Source organism: Pseudomonas fuscovaginae SE-1, from assembly GCF_000364705.1.
Lineage (GTDB): Bacteria > Pseudomonadota > Gammaproteobacteria > Pseudomonadales > Pseudomonadaceae > Aquipseudomonas > Aquipseudomonas fuscovaginae_A.
Map to the genome: position 1 here is coordinate 1 of NZ_AQOH01000027.1, position 15,488 is coordinate 15,488.

The window sequence follows — 15,488 nt, forward strand, 5'->3', positions numbered from 1 at the left end:
GGCCCACGACGAAGCGTTTGCCTTCATCTATGGCGCCAACCTGGAGCTGTTACGCGCGCTGGGGGCCGAGCTGTGCTTCTTCTCGCCGATACATGATGCCGAACTGCCGCCGGCCGACAGTCTGTACCTGCCGGGCGGCTACCCGGAATTGCACCACCTGAGGCTGGCGCAGAACCATTCGATGCTGGCGGCGATCCGTGGGCACCACGCGGCGGGCAAGCCGCTGCTCGCCGAATGCGGTGGCATGCTTTACCTGCTCGATGCGCTGACCGATGTCGACGGCCAGCGGGCCGAACTGCTCGGCTTGCTGGCGGGAGAGGCGGTGATGCAGAAGCGCTTGGCCGCATTGGCCCTGCAGGCGGTGGAACTGCCGGAAGGCTTGCTGCGCGGGCATACGTACCACCACTCGTTGACCACCACCGAGCTGGCGCCGATTGCCCGTGGGCAGAGCCCCAATGGTGGGCGAGGCGCAGAGGCGGTCTATCGTGAGGGGCGCATGACCGCCTCCTACGTGCATTTCTATTTTCCGTCCAATCCCCGGGCGATTGCCGCGCTGTTGGCGCCACAACCGCGGGATTGCACTCCTGACCATGCCAGGGCCGGCGCTTTCGATGTGGGCGCAGGCGCTGCGACGAGGCAATGACAGACAAGGTTTTTTCCGTAGAGGAACGCGAGGCCATCTACCGGGCTATCGCCGAGCGGCGCGACATGCGTCACTTCAATGGCGGCACGGTGGCACCGGAACTGCTGGCGCGATTGCTGGAAGCGGCGCATCAGGCGCCGAGTGTCGGTCTGATGCAACCCTGGCGCTTCATCCGCATCAGCGATCGGGCGTTGCGCGGGCGGATCCGGCAGTTGGTGGAAGAGGAGCGGGTGCGCACCGCCGAGGCCCTGGGCGAGCGTTCCGACGAGTTCATGAAGTTGAAGGTCGAGGGCATCAACGACTGCGCCGAAGTGCTGGTGGCCGCGCTGATGGACGGGCGCGAGCGGCATATCTTCGGACGCCGGACGTTGCCGGAGATGGACATGGCGTCGCTGTCCTGCGCGATCCAGAACCTCTGGCTGGCCTCGCGGGCCGAGGGGCTGGGCATGGGCTGGGTGTCGTTGTTCGAACCGCGGGCGTTGGCCGAACTGCTCGGTTTGCCCGAGGGCGCCAAGCCGCTGGCGGTGCTGTGCCTGGGGCCGGTGGAGGCTTTCTACCCGGCGCCGATGCTGGCACTGGAAGGCTGGGCGCAACCGCGTCCGTTGCACGAGCTGTTGTATGAAAACTACTGGGGAGTGAGTCAATGAGTGTGGCGTTGTTGAGTGTCGCCGGGGTTGCGCTGGATGCGCTGCTGGGCGAACCCAGGCGCTGGCATCCGCTGGTGGCGTTCGGTCGCCTGGCCGATCGCATCGAACAACGTTTCAACTCCGGTGGCCGTGGCTGGCGCAGCCATGGCGTGACCGCCTGGGTGCTGGCGGTGGTACCGCTGACGCTGCTGGCCACGGCCCTGTCATGGGCGCCCTATGTCGGCTGGATCGTCGAGATCCTGTTTCTCTACTGTGCCCTCGGCATGCGCAGCCTGGGCGAGCATGTGGTACCCGTGGCCCAGGCGTTGCGCGGTGGTGACCTGGAACTGGCGCGCCAGCGCGTGGGTTACCTGGTCAGTCGGCAGACCTCGGAACTGGACGAGGCGGCGGTGGCCCGCGCGGCGACCGAGTCGGTATTGGAAAACGGCAGCGACGCGATCTTCGCCGCGCTGTTCTGGTTCGTTGTCGCCGGGGTGCCGGGGGTGGTGCTCTACCGGCTGAGCAATACGCTGGACGCAATGTGGGGCTATCGTAACGAGCGCTTCGAGCGGTTCGGCTGGGCGGCGGCGAAGATCGACGATCTGCTCAACTATGTGCCTGCCCGTTTGGTGGCCCTGACCTACGCTCTGCTGGGCAAGACCCGGTTGGCGCTCAAGTGCTGGCGTACCCAGGGACCGACCTGGGACAGCCCGAACGCCGGGCCGGTGATGGCGGCCGGTGCCGGTGCCCTGGGCGTCGAGCTGGGCGGCGCGGCGATCTATCACGGCGAGCTGCACCAGCGCCCGCCATTGGGTGAAGGCCCGGCGGCCGATGCCGACGCGATCGAGCGCGGCTGGCAACTGGTACGGCGCGGGGTGTGGCTCTGGTTGCTGATTCTCTGTCTGGGAGCTGAGTTTTATGCTTGAGCACGGCGGGCGGTTGCGCAAGGCGGTGGAACGATACGGGATTGCCGAGGCGGATTGGCTGGACCTGTCCAGTGGCCTGGCGCCCTGGCCCTGGCCGATCCCGGCGATTCCCGAACGTGCCTGGGCGCGACTGCCGGAAACCGACGATGGTCTGGAGCGGGCAGCCTGCGCCTATTATGGTGCGCCGCTGGCCCTGCCGGTACCCGGTTCCCAGGCGGCGATCCAGGCGCTGCCGCAATTGCGCCGCACCGGCAAGGTCGGGGTGCTTTCACCCTGCTATGCCGAGCATGCCGAAGCCTGGCGTCGCAATGGCTATATCGTGCGTGAAGTGCTGGAGCACGAGGTCGATTTCTTTCTCGATAGTCTCGATGTGCTGGTGGTGGTCAACCCGAACAACCCCACCGGCCTGAGGCTGCCGCCCGAGCAATTGCTGGAGTGGCATGGCCGCCTGGCCCAGCGCGGCGGTTGGTTGGTGGTCGATGAGGCTTTCATGGACAACACCCCGCAACACAGCCTGGCGGGACACTCCCACAAGGTCGGACTGATCGTGTTGCGCTCGTTCGGCAAGTTCTTCGGCCTGGCCGGCGTGCGCCTGGGCTTCGTCCTGGCCGAGCGCAAGTTGCTCAAGCTGCTGGCCGAGCAGATCGGCCCCTGGGCCGTGGCCGGGCCGACGCGGGTACTGGGGCAGGTGTGCCTGGCCGACCATGACGGCCACGTCCGGCAGCGACAGCGTACGGAACTGGCCAGCCAGCGGTTGGTGGCGCTGCTGACGGATCATGGTTTCGCTCCCCAGGGCGGCTGTGCGCTGTTCCAGTGGCTGATCACCACCCGCGCCGAACACCTGCATGAGTTCATGGCACGGCGCGGGATCCTGCTGCGCCTGTTCGTCCAGAACAGCAGCCTGCGCTTTGGCCTGCCACCGGACGAGGCCGGCTGGTTGCGCCTGGAGCAGGCGTTCAAGGCCTATAACGAGGAGCACCCATGAGCACCCTGATGGTCCAGGGCACCACTTCGGACGCCGGCAAGAGTACGCTGGTGACAGCCCTGTGCCGCTGGCTGACCCGCCAGGGCGTTGGCGTCGTGCCGTTCAAGCCGCAGAACATGGCGCTCAACAGCGCGGTGACCGCCGACGGTGGCGAGATCGGTCGGGCCCAGGCGGTCCAGGCCCAGGCTGCCGGCCTGCAACCGCACACCGACATGAACCCGGTGCTGCTCAAGCCCAATAGCGACACCGGGGCCCAGGTGATCGTCCATGGCCGCGCCGTGACCACCATGAACGCCGTCGCCTATCACGACTACAAGGCCATCGCCATGCAGGCGGTGCTGGCCTCCCACCAGCGCCTGAGCCGCGATTATCCGGTGGTGATGGTCGAAGGTGCCGGCTCGCCGGCGGAGATCAACCTGCGGGCCGGCGATATCGCCAACATGGGCTTTGCCGAAGCGGTGGACTGTCCGGTGCTGTTGATCGCCGACATCAACCGCGGCGGCGTGTTCGCCCACCTGGTCGGCACCCTGGAGCTGCTGTCGCCGAGCGAGCAGGCGCGGGTCAAGGGCTTCATCATCAACCGTTTCCGCGGCGACATCGCCCTGCTGCAGCCCGGGCTGGATTGGCTGGAGGCGCGCACCGGCAAGCCGGTGATCGGCGTGCTGCCGTATGTGATGGACCTGCACCTGGAGGCCGAGGACGGTCTCGACCGCCGGCAGATCGACAAGCTCGACCAGGTCCTGAAGGTGGTGGTGCCGGTGCTGCCGCGGATCAGCAACCACACCGATTTCGATCCATTGCGCCTGCATCCCCAGGTCGACCTGCAATTCGTCGGGCCTGGCGAGGCGATCCCGGCGGCGGACCTGATCATCCTGCCCGGCTCGAAAAGCGTGCGCGGCGACCTCGCCTACCTGCGCCAGAACGGCTGGGAAACCGCGATCAACCGGCATCTGCGCTACGGCGGCAAAGTACTGGGGATCTGCGGTGGCCTGCAAATGCTCGGCGAGCAGGTGCATGACCCGCTGGGCCTGGAAGGGCCGGCGGGTTCCAGCGACGGTTTTGGCCTGCTGGCGTTCAGCACCGAGCTGGAGCGGGAGAAGCAGTTGCGCAATGTACGTGGGCACCTGACGTTGGAAAACGCCGAGATCAGCGGTTACGAGATTCATGCCGGGGTGACCACCGGGGCTGCGCTGGAGCAGCCGGCGGTGCTGCTGGACGACGGACGTTGCGATGGTGCCCGCAGCGCCGACGGGCAGATCCTCGGCACCTACCTGCACGGTCTGTTCGAGTCGCCGATGTCCTGCGCCGCGCTGTTGCGTTGGGCTGGCCTCGAAGCGGTGCAGGAGGTGGACTACCACGCCCTGCGCGAACGGGATATCGAACGCCTGGCCGATCTGGTCGAGCGGCATCTGGACACGGCTCGCCTGCGCGAGCTGTGCGGTCTTGATTAAGCGGGTCGAGCGAATATGCAGCAATTGATTCTGGGCGGCGCCCGTTCCGGCAAGAGCCGCCTGGCCGAGCGCCTGGCGCAGGAGAGCGGGCTGGCGGTGATCTATGTCGCCACCAGCCAACCGCTGGATGGCGAGTTGAACGAACGGGTCGCCTTGCACCGCCAGCGGCGACCGGCCCACTGGGGGCTGGTTGAGGAACCGCTGCACCTGGCGCGGGTGCTGCGTGAGCATGCGAGCGACGATACCTGCCTGCTGGTGGACTGCCTGACCCTGTGGCTGACCAACCTGCTGATGCTCGACGATGCGTCGCGCCTGCACGCCGAGCGCGATGCCCTGCTGGACGGCCTGGCGCAACTGCCGGGCGAACTGATTTTTGTCAGCAACGAGACCGGTCTCGGTATCGTGCCGCTGGGCGAATTGACTCGCCGTTACGTCGATGAAGCCGGTTGGCTGCATCAAGCCCTGGCCGAGCGCTGTCAGCGTGTCGTACTGACCGTTGCCGGCCTGCCCCTGACTCTGAAAGGACCTGCGTTATGACTCAATCGTGGTGGCTGGACCCCTGCAAGGCAATCGACGGGCAAGCCCGGGAAGCGGCGTTCGAGCGCCAGCAGCAACTGACCAAGCCGACGGGCTCCCTGGGCCAACTGGAGCAGGTGGCGGTGCAACTGGCCGGTCTGCAGGGGCGGCTCAAGCCGCGGGTCGATCAGTTGTGGATCGCGATTTTCGCCGGTGACCATGGCGTGGTCGCCGAGGGCGTTTCGGCCTATCCCCAGGAGGTCACCGGGCAGATGCTGGCCAACTTCGTCAGCGGCGGAGCGGCGATCAGTGTGCTGGCACGGCAGTTGGGCGCGCAACTGGATGTGAATGACCTCGGCACCGTCACGCCGATGCTCAATCTGCCCGGCGTGCGCCATTGGCAGATCGGTGCCGGTACGGCCAACTTCACCCAGGGCCCGGCGATGACCGAAGCCCAGGGACTCCAGGCCCTGGAGGCTGGGCGCGACAGCGTGCGTCGTGCCGTGGCGGCCGGGAGCGAGCTGTTCATCGGTGGCGAGATGGGTATCGGTAATACCGCAGTGGCGAGCGCGGTGGCCTGTGCCTTGCTGGGATGCCCGGCCAGTCTGCTCGCCGGCCCGGGTACCGGCCTGGATCCGGCCGGGGTCAGTCGCAAGGCCCAGGTGATCGAGCGCGCGCTGGCGCTGCATGCCGAGCACACGAGTGATCCGCTGCAGGCCCTGTTCCGCCTGGGTGGCTTCGAGGTGGCGGCGTTGGCCGGTGCCTACCTGGCCTGTGCCCAGGAAGGTGTGGCGGCGCTGGTCGATGGCTTCATCTGTAGCGTGGCGGCGATGGTCGCGGTGCGGTTGAACCCCGATTGCCGCGACTGGTTGATCTTTGGCCACCGTGGTGCGGAGCTGGGGCATCGGCATGTTCTTGAGAGCCTGCTGGCCGAACCCCTGCTGGAGCTGGGCCTGCGCCTGGGCGAGGGCAGTGGGGCCGCGCTGGCCGTGCCTCTGGTGCGCCTGGCGTGTGACCTGCACGGGCAGATGGCGACCTTCGCCGAAGCGGCGGTGGCGGATCGCCCGGCATGACCACGCTGCACCTGGAACTGTTGCGCCACGGTGAGACCGAACAGGGCGGCGGGCTGCGCGGCAGCCTGGATGATGCCCTGACCGACAAGGGTTGGGAGCAGATGCGCCAGGCGGTGTTGGCGCGCGGTCCCTGGGACCGCCTGGTGAGTTCGCCGTTGCAGCGCTGTGCACGTTTTGCCACGGAGCTGGGCGAGCGGCTCGGCGTGCCCGTCGAGCTGGAAAGGGATCTGCAGGAACTGCATTTCGGTGCCTGGGAAGGACAGAGTGCGGCGGCGTTGATGGAAACCGATGCCGAGGCCCTGGGGCGCTTCTGGAGCGATCCCTATGGCTTTACCCCGCCTGATGGCGAGCCGGTCTCACGATTCGCCGAGCGGGTGCTGGCGGCGGTCGAGGGGTTACAGCAACGCTACGCCGGCGAGCGGGTGTTGCTGGTCAGTCATGGCGGGGTGATGAAATTGCTGTTGGCCCGCGCACGTGGACTGCCGCGCGAGCAACTGTTGCAGGTGGAGGTGGCCCATGGCGCCGTGTTTGCGTTGCAGGTGTCGGCTGATGGTCAACTGAGGGAAGCGCCTTGAACCTGTTGCCGTTCCGGATTGCCCTGCAGTTTCTCAGCAGTTTGCCGATTCGTTTGCCGGGCATGCCACGCCCCGAGGAGTTGGGGCGCTCACTGCTCTGCTATCCCCTGGTCGGCCTGCTGTTGGGAGGCCTGTTGTACGGCGCCGACTGCCTCCTGGCGAGCGCGCCGCTGTTGTTGCATGCGGCCCTGCTACTGACTGCCTGGGTGTTGTTCAGTGGTGGTTTGCACCTTGATGGCCTGGCCGACAGCGCCGATGCCTGGCTGGGCGGATTTGGCGATCGCGAGCGTACCCTGACGATCATGAAGGACCCACGCAGTGGGCCGATTGCCGTGGTCACCTTGGTCCTGGTGCTGTTGCTGAAGTTCAGCGCCCTGTTGGCGCTGATCGAGCAGCACCAGAGTGCGGCCCTGGTCCTGGCCCCGGTGATCGGGCGTGGCGCGTTGCTGGGCCTGTTCCTGGTCACGCCCTATGTACGAGCCGGCGGTCTGGGACAGGCGCTGGCCGATCATCTGCCGCGACGAGTCGGTTGGTGGGTGCTGCTGCTGAGTGCCCTCGCTTGCCTGGCGCTGGCGGGTTGGCGGGGAGTGTGGGCGCTGCTGCTCGCAACGGCGGCTTTCTGCTGGTTGCGGCACTTGATGATGCGACGCCTGGGCGGAACTACCGGCGATACCGCCGGTGCCCTGCTGGAATTGTTGGAGATGACGGTGCTGGTGGGCTTGGCGCTGGCTTGAGAGCGCGCTTGAGGCCTGTTCGCGGTAAACCGGACCGCTGGCCCCACAGGGCCATATCAGGCAACTGGCTGGCTTCCTGTGGGAGCCCGATTCATCCGCGAACAGGCCCACCGCACAGCCAGTTTATTGATTAGACTTGTATTTGGAACATTACGGGTATATACACGCATCATGTTATCCACCGACTGCTTGTGCATCAGCCTGCGTCGCGCCGCTCGCGGCGTCAGCAGGCATTACGACGGCGCTCTCGACGGCTTCGGGATCAATGTTGCGCAGTATTCTTTGCTGTGCAATCTGCGACGCCTGGAGAGGCCGAGCATCTCGGGCCTGGCCGAGGCGATGGGGCTGGATCGCAGTACCCTGGGGCGCAATCTGCGGGTGCTGGAAGGCGAAGGCCTGGTGAAGATGAGCGAAGGTGCCGACCAGCGCAACCGGCTGGTCTGCCTGACGGAAACCGGTGCCCGGCGGCTGGAGGAGGCCTTCCCGGCCTGGGAGGCGGCGCAGCAGCGCCTGGCCGAGCGTCTGGGTGAGGAAAAGCGCGCCGCCTTGCTGGCGTTGCTGAGTGAACTGGCGGATGGCGAGTGATCGCCTTTTTTTGAGTTAAAGCGGGTATATACCCGCTAACGGAGAACAATAATGACATCGCTCTGGCGTAGCAGCGGCTGGATTCTTCTCGGGAGTGCGCTGATTCTGGCGTTGTCGTTGGGGGTGCGGCACGGCTTTGGCCTGTTCCTGCCGCCGATGAGTGCACAGTTCGGCTGGGGGCGCGAGGTCTTTGCCTTCGCCATCGCCTTGCAGAACCTGATCTGGGGGCTGGCGCAGCCGTTCACCGGGGCTCTGGCCGATCGTTTCGGAGCGGCCCGGGTGGTGCTGATCGGCGGTGTGCTGTACGCCCTCGGACTGGTCTTCATGGGTCTCTCCGATTCGGCCGTGAGCCTGTCGCTGAGCGCTGGCCTGCTGATCGGCGTTGGCCTGTCGGGCACTTCCTTCTCGGTGATTCTCGGCGTGGTCGGCCGGGCAGTCGCGCCGGAGCAGCGCAGCTTCGCCATGGGCATTGCCAGTGCCGCAGGCTCATTCGGGCAGTTCGCGATGTTGCCGGGCACCCTGGGGCTGATTGGCTGGCTCGGCTGGTCGACGGCGTTGCTGGTGCTCGGTGTGCTGGTCGCGATGATCGTGCCGTTGGTTACCATGCTCAAGGACAAACCGCTGCCGATCCAGGCCGGCGAGCAGACTCTGGGCGAGGCGCTGCGTGAGGCTTGTGCCCATCCGGGTTTCTGGTTGCTGGCGTTCGGTTTCTTCGTCTGTGGCTTCCAGGTGGTGTTCATCGGGGTGCACCTGCCGGCCTATCTGGTGGACCAGCATCTGCCGGCCAGTGTCGGCACCACGGTGCTGGCGCTGATCGGCCTGTTCAACATCTTCGGTACCTACACGGCCGGCTGGCTGGGCGGGCGGATGTCCAAGCCGCGTCTGCTGACGGCACTGTACCTGGCCCGGGCGGCGGTGATCGGGTTGTTCCTCTGGCTGCCGGTGACCGAGACCAGTGCCTATCTGTTCGGCATGGCCATGGGCTTTCTCTGGCTGTCGACGGTCCCCTTGACCAACGGCACCGTGGCGACCCTGTTCGGGGTGCGAAACCTCTCCATGCTGGGGGGGATCGTGTTCCTGTTCCACCAGTTGGGTTCTTTCCTCGGCGGCTGGCTGGGGGGGGTGGTCTATGACCGCATGGGCAACTACGACCTGATCTGGCAGGTGGCGATCCTGCTGAGCCTGTTGGCGGCAGCCTTGAACTGGCCGGTTCGCGAGCGCCCTGTCGCGCGCTTGCAGACCCGGTTGGGGGCGGCGTGAGTTCCCGCTGGTCGCGGTGGCTGGCCCTGGCGGCTCTGGCGCTGCTGCTGGTACTGGCCTGGTGGGGCTGGCATCGTGGTGGTCTGGCGCTGATGCAACTGGGCATGGGCGTTTGCTAGCGGCTGCTTGCTAGGGGCGCATACAGGCGAGTAAGTTCGTCCTGTGAGTTCTTTCTGAGGAGGCAGGATATGGCAATGCGCTGGTTGCTGGTGCCGATGGCTTTGCTGGCTTTTTCGGGGGCTGCGGCAGCGGCTGATTGTCCTGAGTTGCTGCAGGGCCAGTTGCCCAAGTTGCGCGCCAAGGAGTCCATCGATCTGTGCCAGAGGTTCGCCGGCAAGCCGCTGGTGATCGTCAATACCGCCAGCTTCTGTGGCTTCGCGCCACAGTTCAAGGGATTGGAGGCGCTGTACCAGCGCTACAAGGGGCAGGGGCTGGAGTTGATCGGCGTGCCGTCCAATGACTTCAAGCAGGAGTCCAGGGACGGTGCCGAGACGGCCAAGGTCTGCTACGTGAACTACGGTGTCACCTTCACCATGACCGAGCCGCAGGTGGTCAGGGGCGACAATGCCGTGCACCTGTTCAAGGTATTGGGTGAGCAGGGTGGGGCACCGAAGTGGAATTTCTACAAGTACGTGGTGGATCGCCAGGGCAAGGTGATCGCGCATTTTTCCAGCTTGACCAAGCCCGATAGCCCGGATCTGATCGAGGCGGTGGAAAAGGCGATTGCTTCGAGGCCCTGAGAATGGCGCCCATAAAAAAACCCGCCGAGGCGGGTTTTTTTCTGTTCAGCCGGTGAGCCGTTCAGGCTCGCTGCGGATCAGAACTTGTAGGTTGCGCCCAGGCCATAGCCCCATGCGCTGTTTTCGTACTTGGCGCTGTAGCTGCCCAGTGCGTTGCTTTTGTTGACAGTGACGTCCTCTTCCTTCAGGTAGGAAACGGCAGCATCAATGGTTAGATTGTCACTGACGGCATAGCCCAGGCCAGCGCTGATGATGGTACGGTCACCGGTAGGAATACGTGGTGAGCGGTCGGTATTGTTGGTCGGCGACTGGTCGAAGGTCAGGCCGGTGCGCACGATCCATTGTTTGTTCAGCTGGTACGAAGTACCCAGGGCATAGGCCCAGGTGTCGTGCCAGTTCTGGTCTTCCTTGATGGTGGTGAACAAGCCAGGGGCTGCGACGCCGCCGCCAAACGGGCTACCATTCACGCCTTCGTTATTGACAGTGATGTCTTTCAGGCGGCTCCAACGAGTCCAGGTAGCACCTGCATAGATTTTCCAGGCGTCTGACATGTCTTGGGTAACAGACAGGTCATAGGACTCAGGTGTTTCGATTTTCAGAGAGGCGTCATAGCGATTGCTATTGACGGCACCTGCAAGGCTTGCGTTCGAGGTTACATCGGTATGACCTTCCAGCTTGTAGTTCACCTTCGAGTGGTAGGTCAGGCCAACACGCGTGGTATCAGTGGCCTGAACCAACACGCCGATGTTGTAACCCAAGGCCGTATCGTCACCCTTGATTTTTACATTGACGTCAGGGGCCAGAGCGCTGAGGGTTAGATCCGACTGCAGTTCACCTGAGATACGGTTGATGGTCGGACCGAAACCGATCGACACCTTGTCGTTGAAGGCATAGCTGATGGTCGGTTGCAGCGTGACGACTTTTACTTCGCTCTTGCTGCCAAACCCGCGGCCTTGGAAGCCGTTTTCATAGTTGGTGACCAGGCCGAAAGGCGCATAGGCACCAAAACCGACGGACCACTGGTCGTTGAGCTGGTTCGTGTAGAACAACATTGGAACGGTGGTGAAGGGAACCATGTCACCATCGTTGGTGCCGCGTGAGCGACCGCTAACATCCTTAATATCGGTGCTTGCGTCGATGGACGCAGCGCCAACGGTAATTTGCTGGCCCGCGAGGCGGGACATGCCGGCAGGGTTGCCGTAAACAGTGCTTGCATCATCGGCAGAGGAGGATCGACCCGCAAAACCAGTACCCATCCCGCTGATGCTCTGTTCGTTGAGCGCGAAGCCGCTGGCGAACAATTGGGTGGATGCGAGGGTAACGGCGAGGCTGAGTGTGGTCTTGAGCATTGCTTTTTTCATTATTAGAACTCCGTGGTGATCACCGAGGCGAAAACTACCAACATTTTTGCTTCGGCGCTATAGGCTGTATCGCAGGAGATAGAGCGGTTTTGTAGGACAATCCAACCAAAATCGTCAGATTTTTCTGAATTCGAAATAGCGTGACTAACAGGCGACAAAACTGACCGATGAGTCACAATTTTTCCACGCCCGGGTGAAGTCCCGTAAGCGTCCCTGTGGCTGGAAAGTCTGTCGCCAGATGCGCGCCATTCCGAGCAGGTCGTCCACGGCTGGCAGGCGCAGTTGCTGTTGTTCGATCAGCAGCCAGGCAATGGCCGTGGCATAGCGCAGGTTGACGGTCAGTTCGAGGTGGGGGCTGCTGAGGAAGGCGTGCTGGCTGGCCAGGCCACGAACCAGGCTGGCCAGTTCCGGGTCCAGGGCCAGGTAGTGGTCCCAGAGCTCGGCGTGGCGCCTTTCGCCGATCCGGTACAGGCCATGGCCGCCGCGGTTGTGCAGGGCCGAGCCCAGGTCCGATTGGCTGGCGGCGACGCCCAGCAACAGTGCTTCCGCACATTGGTTGTGACGGCCCAGATAACGCAACGTCGGGCGAATCACGTAAAGGCGCAGTTCCCTCGCAGCAATACCCATGACACCCTCAAGACTGCTCGCAATGTGGTAGTCGGCCGGCGAGACCTGGCGCTTGGCAGCGGTGGATCGAGCAGGTCCGCCGGAAGCGACCCGAGTCGCTTGAGTTGAAGTGTAGTGTCATATCTTTGCTGTAAAGGACTGTTTTTAAAATATTTAAAACATGCACTTCGCGCTGGATATATTTATTTGTGATTAGGCCGGGCGGTAAAATTGCGAATTTTCAGCCAATAAAAAGCCCCGCTTGCAGGGCGGGGCTGGTGGATTGCCATTCGTCCGAACTTCAGGCGATCAATGCCTGGCGGGTGCGGTCGATCACCGCTTGCAAGGGTTCGGCACTGGAGTATTGCTCGGGGTACAGGCGCTCGCTGTGGCGGGCGATCCCGTGCTCGTTGACCAGTGTGAAGCTGAAGCTGCCTTTGCGGGCAGCCATGATCAGACAGTTCATGGGGGCAAAGGCGTTGGTCAGCGTGCGAATGGCTTCCTGGGTGTGGATTTGAGTCGACATATTATTGGTGTTCCTACAAATGACACGGTATCTGAACCGTGCAGCGTTAAAACGTTCCAGTAATGCCGTGCCACCATTGGCCGGAAAAAGAACCTGACTGGAACAAGGCAGCCAGTTTGCAGCGCTTTGAATATGAGTGGCGCTCGGGCTGGCAGGTAGGTACTCAGGAGGGCAGGCAATCACAACAGGGGCAAAGGTTCTGGGCCCGGGGTGAAGATCCTGATCAATTTGCAGGTTGGTTCGGTCAGCGTAAAAATTCTCGAAAACACCGCCTGCCTTCTCTACAGGGGCTGTTTTTTGAGTTTTTTACCTGGAAACCATCGATGGGTCGTTCCCTGTTTTCAGTCGCCAGCTTCTTCGGAAGGGGCGCACCAAGGGATGTTTTCGACCAGAATTGACTTTCAGCTTGGTACTAACGGCGCGAATACTAGCCTATCGGATGTTCGAAGGGAAGGTTTATTTGCAAGAAACATCAGCGACGTCCAGATCGCGGGGCAGGTATTTTCGACCCGCTCGATAGGGGGGCATTCGATGGCGGCATGGGCAGGGCCATCATGCTGAGCGCCAGGCCTTGTCTGATCGGCTTGTGCAAAAAAGGTGCGTTGATATAACCGCGCAAGCCTCACTTGTGCACATTATTGGTCCGGCTTGTCACCTCATTGTCATCTACCTCTCCGGGCCCGCGAATGCCTGTATTGGAAATACAAGTCAATGAAAAATATCGTCTTTTTTTATTGGTGAAAAAATCGACAGTTTGACTGCGAGCCCCGTTCCATGGGGCTTTGCGGGGGTTGAAGGGGGGTTGTCCACTGAGTTATCCACAGCTTCTGTGGATTGTCCCAAGCGCTTGCTCTAGCCCGGGCATGTGACGTTTTTCGACTTTACCTTCGCGAAAAAAAGAGTAGAGTGGCGCGCCCTGCGATTTGCCCTGCTGCCTGATATGAAGTTTCGTTCGACCTCATCATCTCCCTCTTCGTCCAATACGGTTTCGACCGAGCCGAAGCGTTTTTCATTGCGGGTCGCTCTCTGGTTGCTGGACAGCCCGAGCCTGGGTCATAACCCCAACGTCAAGCATTTCGCCGGCCGCCTGTTGAAACAACCGGCACGCCAGGGCGTGGTTCTCGCCCAGCGCCGCCTGGGGCAGTTGATGTGCCGTGATTGTGGCAGCTCCCGCGAGCGGCGTATCGGCCAGGACCTGTTGCGCCAGGCCGCGCGAGCGGGTGACCAGGTGGCCCGGCGGGAATTGGGGCTGCTCGAAGACTGAGTTGTCCCTGGCGTGGCGGGTTCGCTACCCTTGACCCTTTGAGTCCGGCTAGCGGGAGTCCTTATGGCATTGGATCTGACCAGCCTGTTGCTGGGTTTGGCGGGGGCGGCGCTGCCCCTGTTGGCGCTTGCCTGGCAACTGCAGCGTCGGGCGGCAGCGGCACAGGCCGAGCTGGCCTTGCAGGATGAGCGCCTGGCCCACGCGCAACTGGCCCAGGATGGGCTCAATGCCCAGTTGGACGCCTGCCGCGACGAGGTCAGCGATCTCGGCCAGGCCAATGCCGCCAAGCAGGCGGAACTGGCGGCGTTGCGCCGTGAAGTCGACTTGCTGCAGATCGAACGCGACAACGCCCGGGACGCGGCGCACGCCTGGAATCTCGAGCGCAACGGCAAGGAAACCGAGCTGCGGCGTCTCGATGCACAAGTGGCTTCGTTGAATGCCGCCCTGCGTGAACAGCAGGAAGGGCACCAGAAGCGGCTCGAAGACCTGCAAGGTTCACGTGACGAATTGCGGGCACAGTTCGCTGAAATGGCCGGGAAGATCTTCGATGAACGTGAGGCGCGCTTCGCGCAAAGCAGCCAGGAACGCCTGGGGCAATTGCTCGACCCCTTGAAGGAACGCATCCAGTCCTTCGAAAAGCGCGTCGAGGAAAGCTACCAGGCCGAGGCCCGCGAGCGGTTTTCCCTGGGCAAGGAACTCGAGCGCCTGCAGCAGTTGAACCTGCGCCTGAGCGATGAAGCCACCAACCTGACCCAGGCGCTCAAGGGGCAGAAAACCCAGGGCAATTGGGGCGAGTTGATCCTGGAGCGGGTGCTTGAGCACGCCGGCCTGGAAAAGGGCCGCGAGTACCAGACCCAGGTCAGCCTCAAGGGCCCCGATGGCGAGCGTTTCCAGCCGGATGTGCTGATCCTGCTGCCGGGGGACAAGCAGGTGGTGGTGGACTCCAAGGTCAGCCTGACGGCCTACCAACAGTATGTCGGTGCGGCCGACGAGGTGATCGGCCAGGCGGCGCTCAAGCAGCATGTGCTGTCGTTGCGCAATCATGTCAAAGGGTTGTCCGGCAAGGACTACAAGCGTCTTGAAGGCCTGCACAGCCTGGATTTCGTCCTGCTGTTCGTGCCGATCGAGGCGGCGTTCTCGGCGGCCTTGCAGGCGGAGCCGAACCTGTTCCAGGAAGCCTTCGACCGGCAGATCGTGATCGTCAGCCCGACTACCCTGCTCGCGACCCTGCGGGTGATCGACAGCCTGTGGAAACAGGAACGGCAGAGCCAGAACGCCCGGGAAATCGCCGAGCGCGCAGGCTGGTTGTACGACAAGTTCGTGCTGTTCATCCAGGACCTGGATGAAGTGGGCAACCGCCTCCAGCAACTGGACAAGGCCTACGCGGCGGCGCGCAATAAACTGACGGAAGGTCGTGGCAACCTGATCAGTCGCAGTGAGCAGCTCAAGCTGCTGGGGGCTCGTGCGAGCAAGAGCCTGCCCGCCGACCTGCTGGAGCGGGCGATGACCGATGCGGATGGCGTGGTCGAGATGCCGGAATAGTGGTTTCGCCCGACCCTGTGGGAACGCCATGGTTTGGGCAGGGCTTGCAGGCACATTCGCGGGCAAGCCCTGCTC

General features: G+C 63.4%; 18 protein-coding genes and 1 pseudogene. 16 read left to right on the forward strand and 3 right to left on the reverse strand.

What is annotated here, in order from left to right; translation table 11 throughout:
- The 13 genes and pseudogenes from K675_RS30355 to K675_RS0103810 all read left to right on the forward strand — a co-directional run.
- Window positions 1-643, forward strand: a pseudogene (locus tag K675_RS30355) (cobyrinate a,c-diamide synthase); the annotation flags it as partial.
- Entirely contained in the window at window positions 640-1,290 is a 651-nt protein-coding gene (gene bluB, locus K675_RS0103755) for a 5,6-dimethylbenzimidazole synthase (protein ID WP_017902174.1), read from the forward strand. The pseudogene K675_RS30355 and the gene bluB, both read left to right, overlap by 4 nt.
- On the forward strand, window positions 1,287-2,195 hold the full coding sequence (gene cbiB / locus K675_RS0103760; protein ID WP_017902175.1) for an adenosylcobinamide-phosphate synthase CbiB: 909 nt from the start codon (window positions 1,287-1,289) through the stop codon (window positions 2,193-2,195). Before bluB ends, cbiB begins: the two co-directional genes overlap by 4 nt.
- Window positions 2,188-3,180 (forward strand): threonine-phosphate decarboxylase CobD, encoded by a 993-nt coding sequence (gene cobD, locus K675_RS0103765; RefSeq protein WP_017902176.1) that lies wholly within the window; start codon window positions 2,188-2,190, stop codon window positions 3,178-3,180. Before cbiB ends, cobD begins: the two co-directional genes overlap by 8 nt.
- Entirely contained in the window at window positions 3,177-4,631 is a 1,455-nt protein-coding gene (locus tag K675_RS0103770; RefSeq protein WP_017902177.1) for a cobyric acid synthase, read from the forward strand. Before cobD ends, K675_RS0103770 begins: the two co-directional genes overlap by 4 nt.
- A gap of 15 nt (window positions 4,632-4,646) precedes the next feature.
- Window positions 4,647-5,168, forward strand: coding sequence for a bifunctional adenosylcobinamide kinase/adenosylcobinamide-phosphate guanylyltransferase (gene cobU / locus K675_RS0103775; protein ID WP_017902178.1), 522 nt, complete (start codon window positions 4,647-4,649; stop codon window positions 5,166-5,168).
- Complete coding sequence (cobT, locus tag K675_RS0103780; protein ID WP_017902179.1) at window positions 5,165-6,220, forward strand: nicotinate-nucleotide--dimethylbenzimidazole phosphoribosyltransferase; 1,056 nt, start codon at window positions 5,165-5,167, stop codon at window positions 6,218-6,220. Before cobU ends, cobT begins: the two co-directional genes overlap by 4 nt.
- A complete protein-coding gene (gene cobC / locus K675_RS0103785; protein ID WP_017902180.1) occupies window positions 6,217-6,795 on the forward strand; it encodes an alpha-ribazole phosphatase family protein in 579 nt (192 codons plus the stop codon). Before cobT ends, cobC begins: the two co-directional genes overlap by 4 nt.
- A 2-nt stretch (window positions 6,796-6,797) precedes the next feature.
- On the forward strand, window positions 6,798-7,529 hold the full coding sequence (locus K675_RS0103790) for an adenosylcobinamide-GDP ribazoletransferase (protein ID WP_026144901.1): 732 nt from the start codon (window positions 6,798-6,800) through the stop codon (window positions 7,527-7,529).
- Between the two features lie 171 nt (window positions 7,530-7,700).
- Entirely contained in the window at window positions 7,701-8,114 is a 414-nt protein-coding gene (locus K675_RS0103795; protein WP_017902182.1) for a MarR family winged helix-turn-helix transcriptional regulator, read from the forward strand.
- A gap of 51 nt (window positions 8,115-8,165) precedes the next feature.
- Window positions 8,166-9,374 carry an MFS transporter gene (locus tag K675_RS0103800; RefSeq protein WP_017902183.1) on the forward strand — a complete coding sequence of 403 codons (1,209 nt, stop codon included), beginning with the start codon at window positions 8,166-8,168 and terminating at the stop codon, window positions 9,372-9,374.
- The gene (locus K675_RS33875; RefSeq protein ID WP_017902184.1) at window positions 9,371-9,493 is read left to right on the forward strand and encodes a hypothetical protein; all 123 of its coding nucleotides are present in this window, start codon (window positions 9,371-9,373) and stop codon (window positions 9,491-9,493) included. The genes K675_RS0103800 and K675_RS33875 overlap by 4 nt, the downstream gene beginning before the upstream one ends.
- 69 nt (window positions 9,494-9,562) lie before the next feature.
- Window positions 9,563-10,114: a glutathione peroxidase gene (locus K675_RS0103810; RefSeq protein WP_026144902.1), complete on the forward strand. Its 552-nt coding sequence runs from the start codon at window positions 9,563-9,565 to the stop codon at window positions 10,112-10,114.
- Between the two features lie 77 nt (window positions 10,115-10,191).
- On the opposite strand, the gene K675_RS0103815 is transcribed toward K675_RS0103810, so the two are convergent.
- The 3 genes from K675_RS0103815 to K675_RS0103825 all read right to left on the reverse strand — a co-directional run bounded on the left by K675_RS0103815 (window position 10,192) and on the right by K675_RS0103825 (window position 12,607).
- Window positions 10,192-11,475 carry an OmpP1/FadL family transporter gene (locus K675_RS0103815; RefSeq protein ID WP_026144903.1) on the reverse strand — a complete coding sequence of 428 codons (1,284 nt, stop codon included), beginning with the start codon at window positions 11,473-11,475 and terminating at the stop codon, window positions 10,192-10,194.
- A 144-nt stretch (window positions 11,476-11,619) separates the two neighbouring features.
- Entirely contained in the window at window positions 11,620-12,102 is a 483-nt protein-coding gene (locus tag K675_RS0103820; protein WP_017902187.1) for a hypothetical protein, read from the reverse strand.
- 280 nt (window positions 12,103-12,382) lie between these two features.
- The gene (locus K675_RS0103825) at window positions 12,383-12,607 is read right to left on the reverse strand and encodes a hypothetical protein (RefSeq protein WP_017902188.1); all 225 of its coding nucleotides are present in this window, start codon (window positions 12,605-12,607) and stop codon (window positions 12,383-12,385) included.
- A 62-nt stretch (window positions 12,608-12,669) separates the two neighbouring features.
- Between K675_RS0103825 and K675_RS32860 the strand changes: the two genes are divergently transcribed.
- The 3 genes from K675_RS32860 to rmuC all read left to right on the forward strand — a co-directional run bounded on the left by K675_RS32860 (window position 12,670) and on the right by rmuC (window position 15,413).
- On the forward strand, window positions 12,670-13,005 hold the full coding sequence (locus tag K675_RS32860; protein WP_157383903.1) for a hypothetical protein: 336 nt from the start codon (window positions 12,670-12,672) through the stop codon (window positions 13,003-13,005).
- 542 nt (window positions 13,006-13,547) lie between these two features.
- On the forward strand, window positions 13,548-13,871 hold the full coding sequence (locus K675_RS30360) for a sel1 repeat family protein (protein WP_037006281.1): 324 nt from the start codon (window positions 13,548-13,550) through the stop codon (window positions 13,869-13,871).
- Window positions 13,872-14,048: 177 nt separating this feature from the next.
- The gene (rmuC, locus tag K675_RS0103835; RefSeq protein ID WP_198291608.1) at window positions 14,049-15,413 is read left to right on the forward strand and encodes a DNA recombination protein RmuC; all 1,365 of its coding nucleotides are present in this window, start codon (window positions 14,049-14,051) and stop codon (window positions 15,411-15,413) included.
- The last annotated feature ends 75 nt before the right edge of the window (window positions 15,414-15,488 follow it).

Excerpts from the sequence above, each read along its gene's own strand:
- K675_RS32860 (WP_157383903.1), top strand. The coding sequence starts at position 12,670 with ATGCCGTGCCACCATTGGCCGGAAAAAGAACCTGACTGGAACAAGGCA.
- cbiB (WP_017902175.1), top strand. The coding sequence starts at position 1,287 with ATGAGTGTGGCGTTGTTGAGTGTCGCCGGGGTTGCGCTGGATGCGCTG.
- K675_RS30360 (WP_037006281.1), top strand. The coding sequence starts at position 13,548 with ATGAAGTTTCGTTCGACCTCATCATCTCCCTCTTCGTCCAATACGGTT.
- cobC (WP_017902180.1), top strand. The coding sequence starts at position 6,217 with ATGACCACGCTGCACCTGGAACTGTTGCGCCACGGTGAGACCGAACAG.
- K675_RS0103800 (WP_017902183.1), top strand. The coding sequence starts at position 8,166 with ATGACATCGCTCTGGCGTAGCAGCGGCTGGATTCTTCTCGGGAGTGCG.
- K675_RS0103770 (WP_017902177.1), top strand. The coding sequence starts at position 3,177 with ATGAGCACCCTGATGGTCCAGGGCACCACTTCGGACGCCGGCAAGAGT.
- K675_RS0103825 (WP_017902188.1), bottom strand. The coding sequence starts at position 12,607 with ATGTCGACTCAAATCCACACCCAGGAAGCCATTCGCACGCTGACCAAC.
- cobT (WP_017902179.1), top strand. The coding sequence starts at position 5,165 with ATGACTCAATCGTGGTGGCTGGACCCCTGCAAGGCAATCGACGGGCAA.
- K675_RS0103815 (WP_026144903.1), bottom strand. The coding sequence starts at position 11,475 with ATGAAAAAAGCAATGCTCAAGACCACACTCAGCCTCGCCGTTACCCTC.
- bluB (WP_017902174.1), top strand. The coding sequence starts at position 640 with ATGACAGACAAGGTTTTTTCCGTAGAGGAACGCGAGGCCATCTACCGG.
- K675_RS0103810 (WP_026144902.1), top strand. The coding sequence starts at position 9,563 with ATGGCAATGCGCTGGTTGCTGGTGCCGATGGCTTTGCTGGCTTTTTCG.
- K675_RS0103820 (WP_017902187.1), bottom strand. The coding sequence starts at position 12,102 with ATGGGTATTGCTGCGAGGGAACTGCGCCTTTACGTGATTCGCCCGACG.
- cobU (WP_017902178.1), top strand. The coding sequence starts at position 4,647 with ATGCAGCAATTGATTCTGGGCGGCGCCCGTTCCGGCAAGAGCCGCCTG.
- cobD (WP_017902176.1), top strand. The coding sequence starts at position 2,188 with ATGCTTGAGCACGGCGGGCGGTTGCGCAAGGCGGTGGAACGATACGGG.
- K675_RS0103795 (WP_017902182.1), top strand. The coding sequence starts at position 7,701 with ATGTTATCCACCGACTGCTTGTGCATCAGCCTGCGTCGCGCCGCTCGC.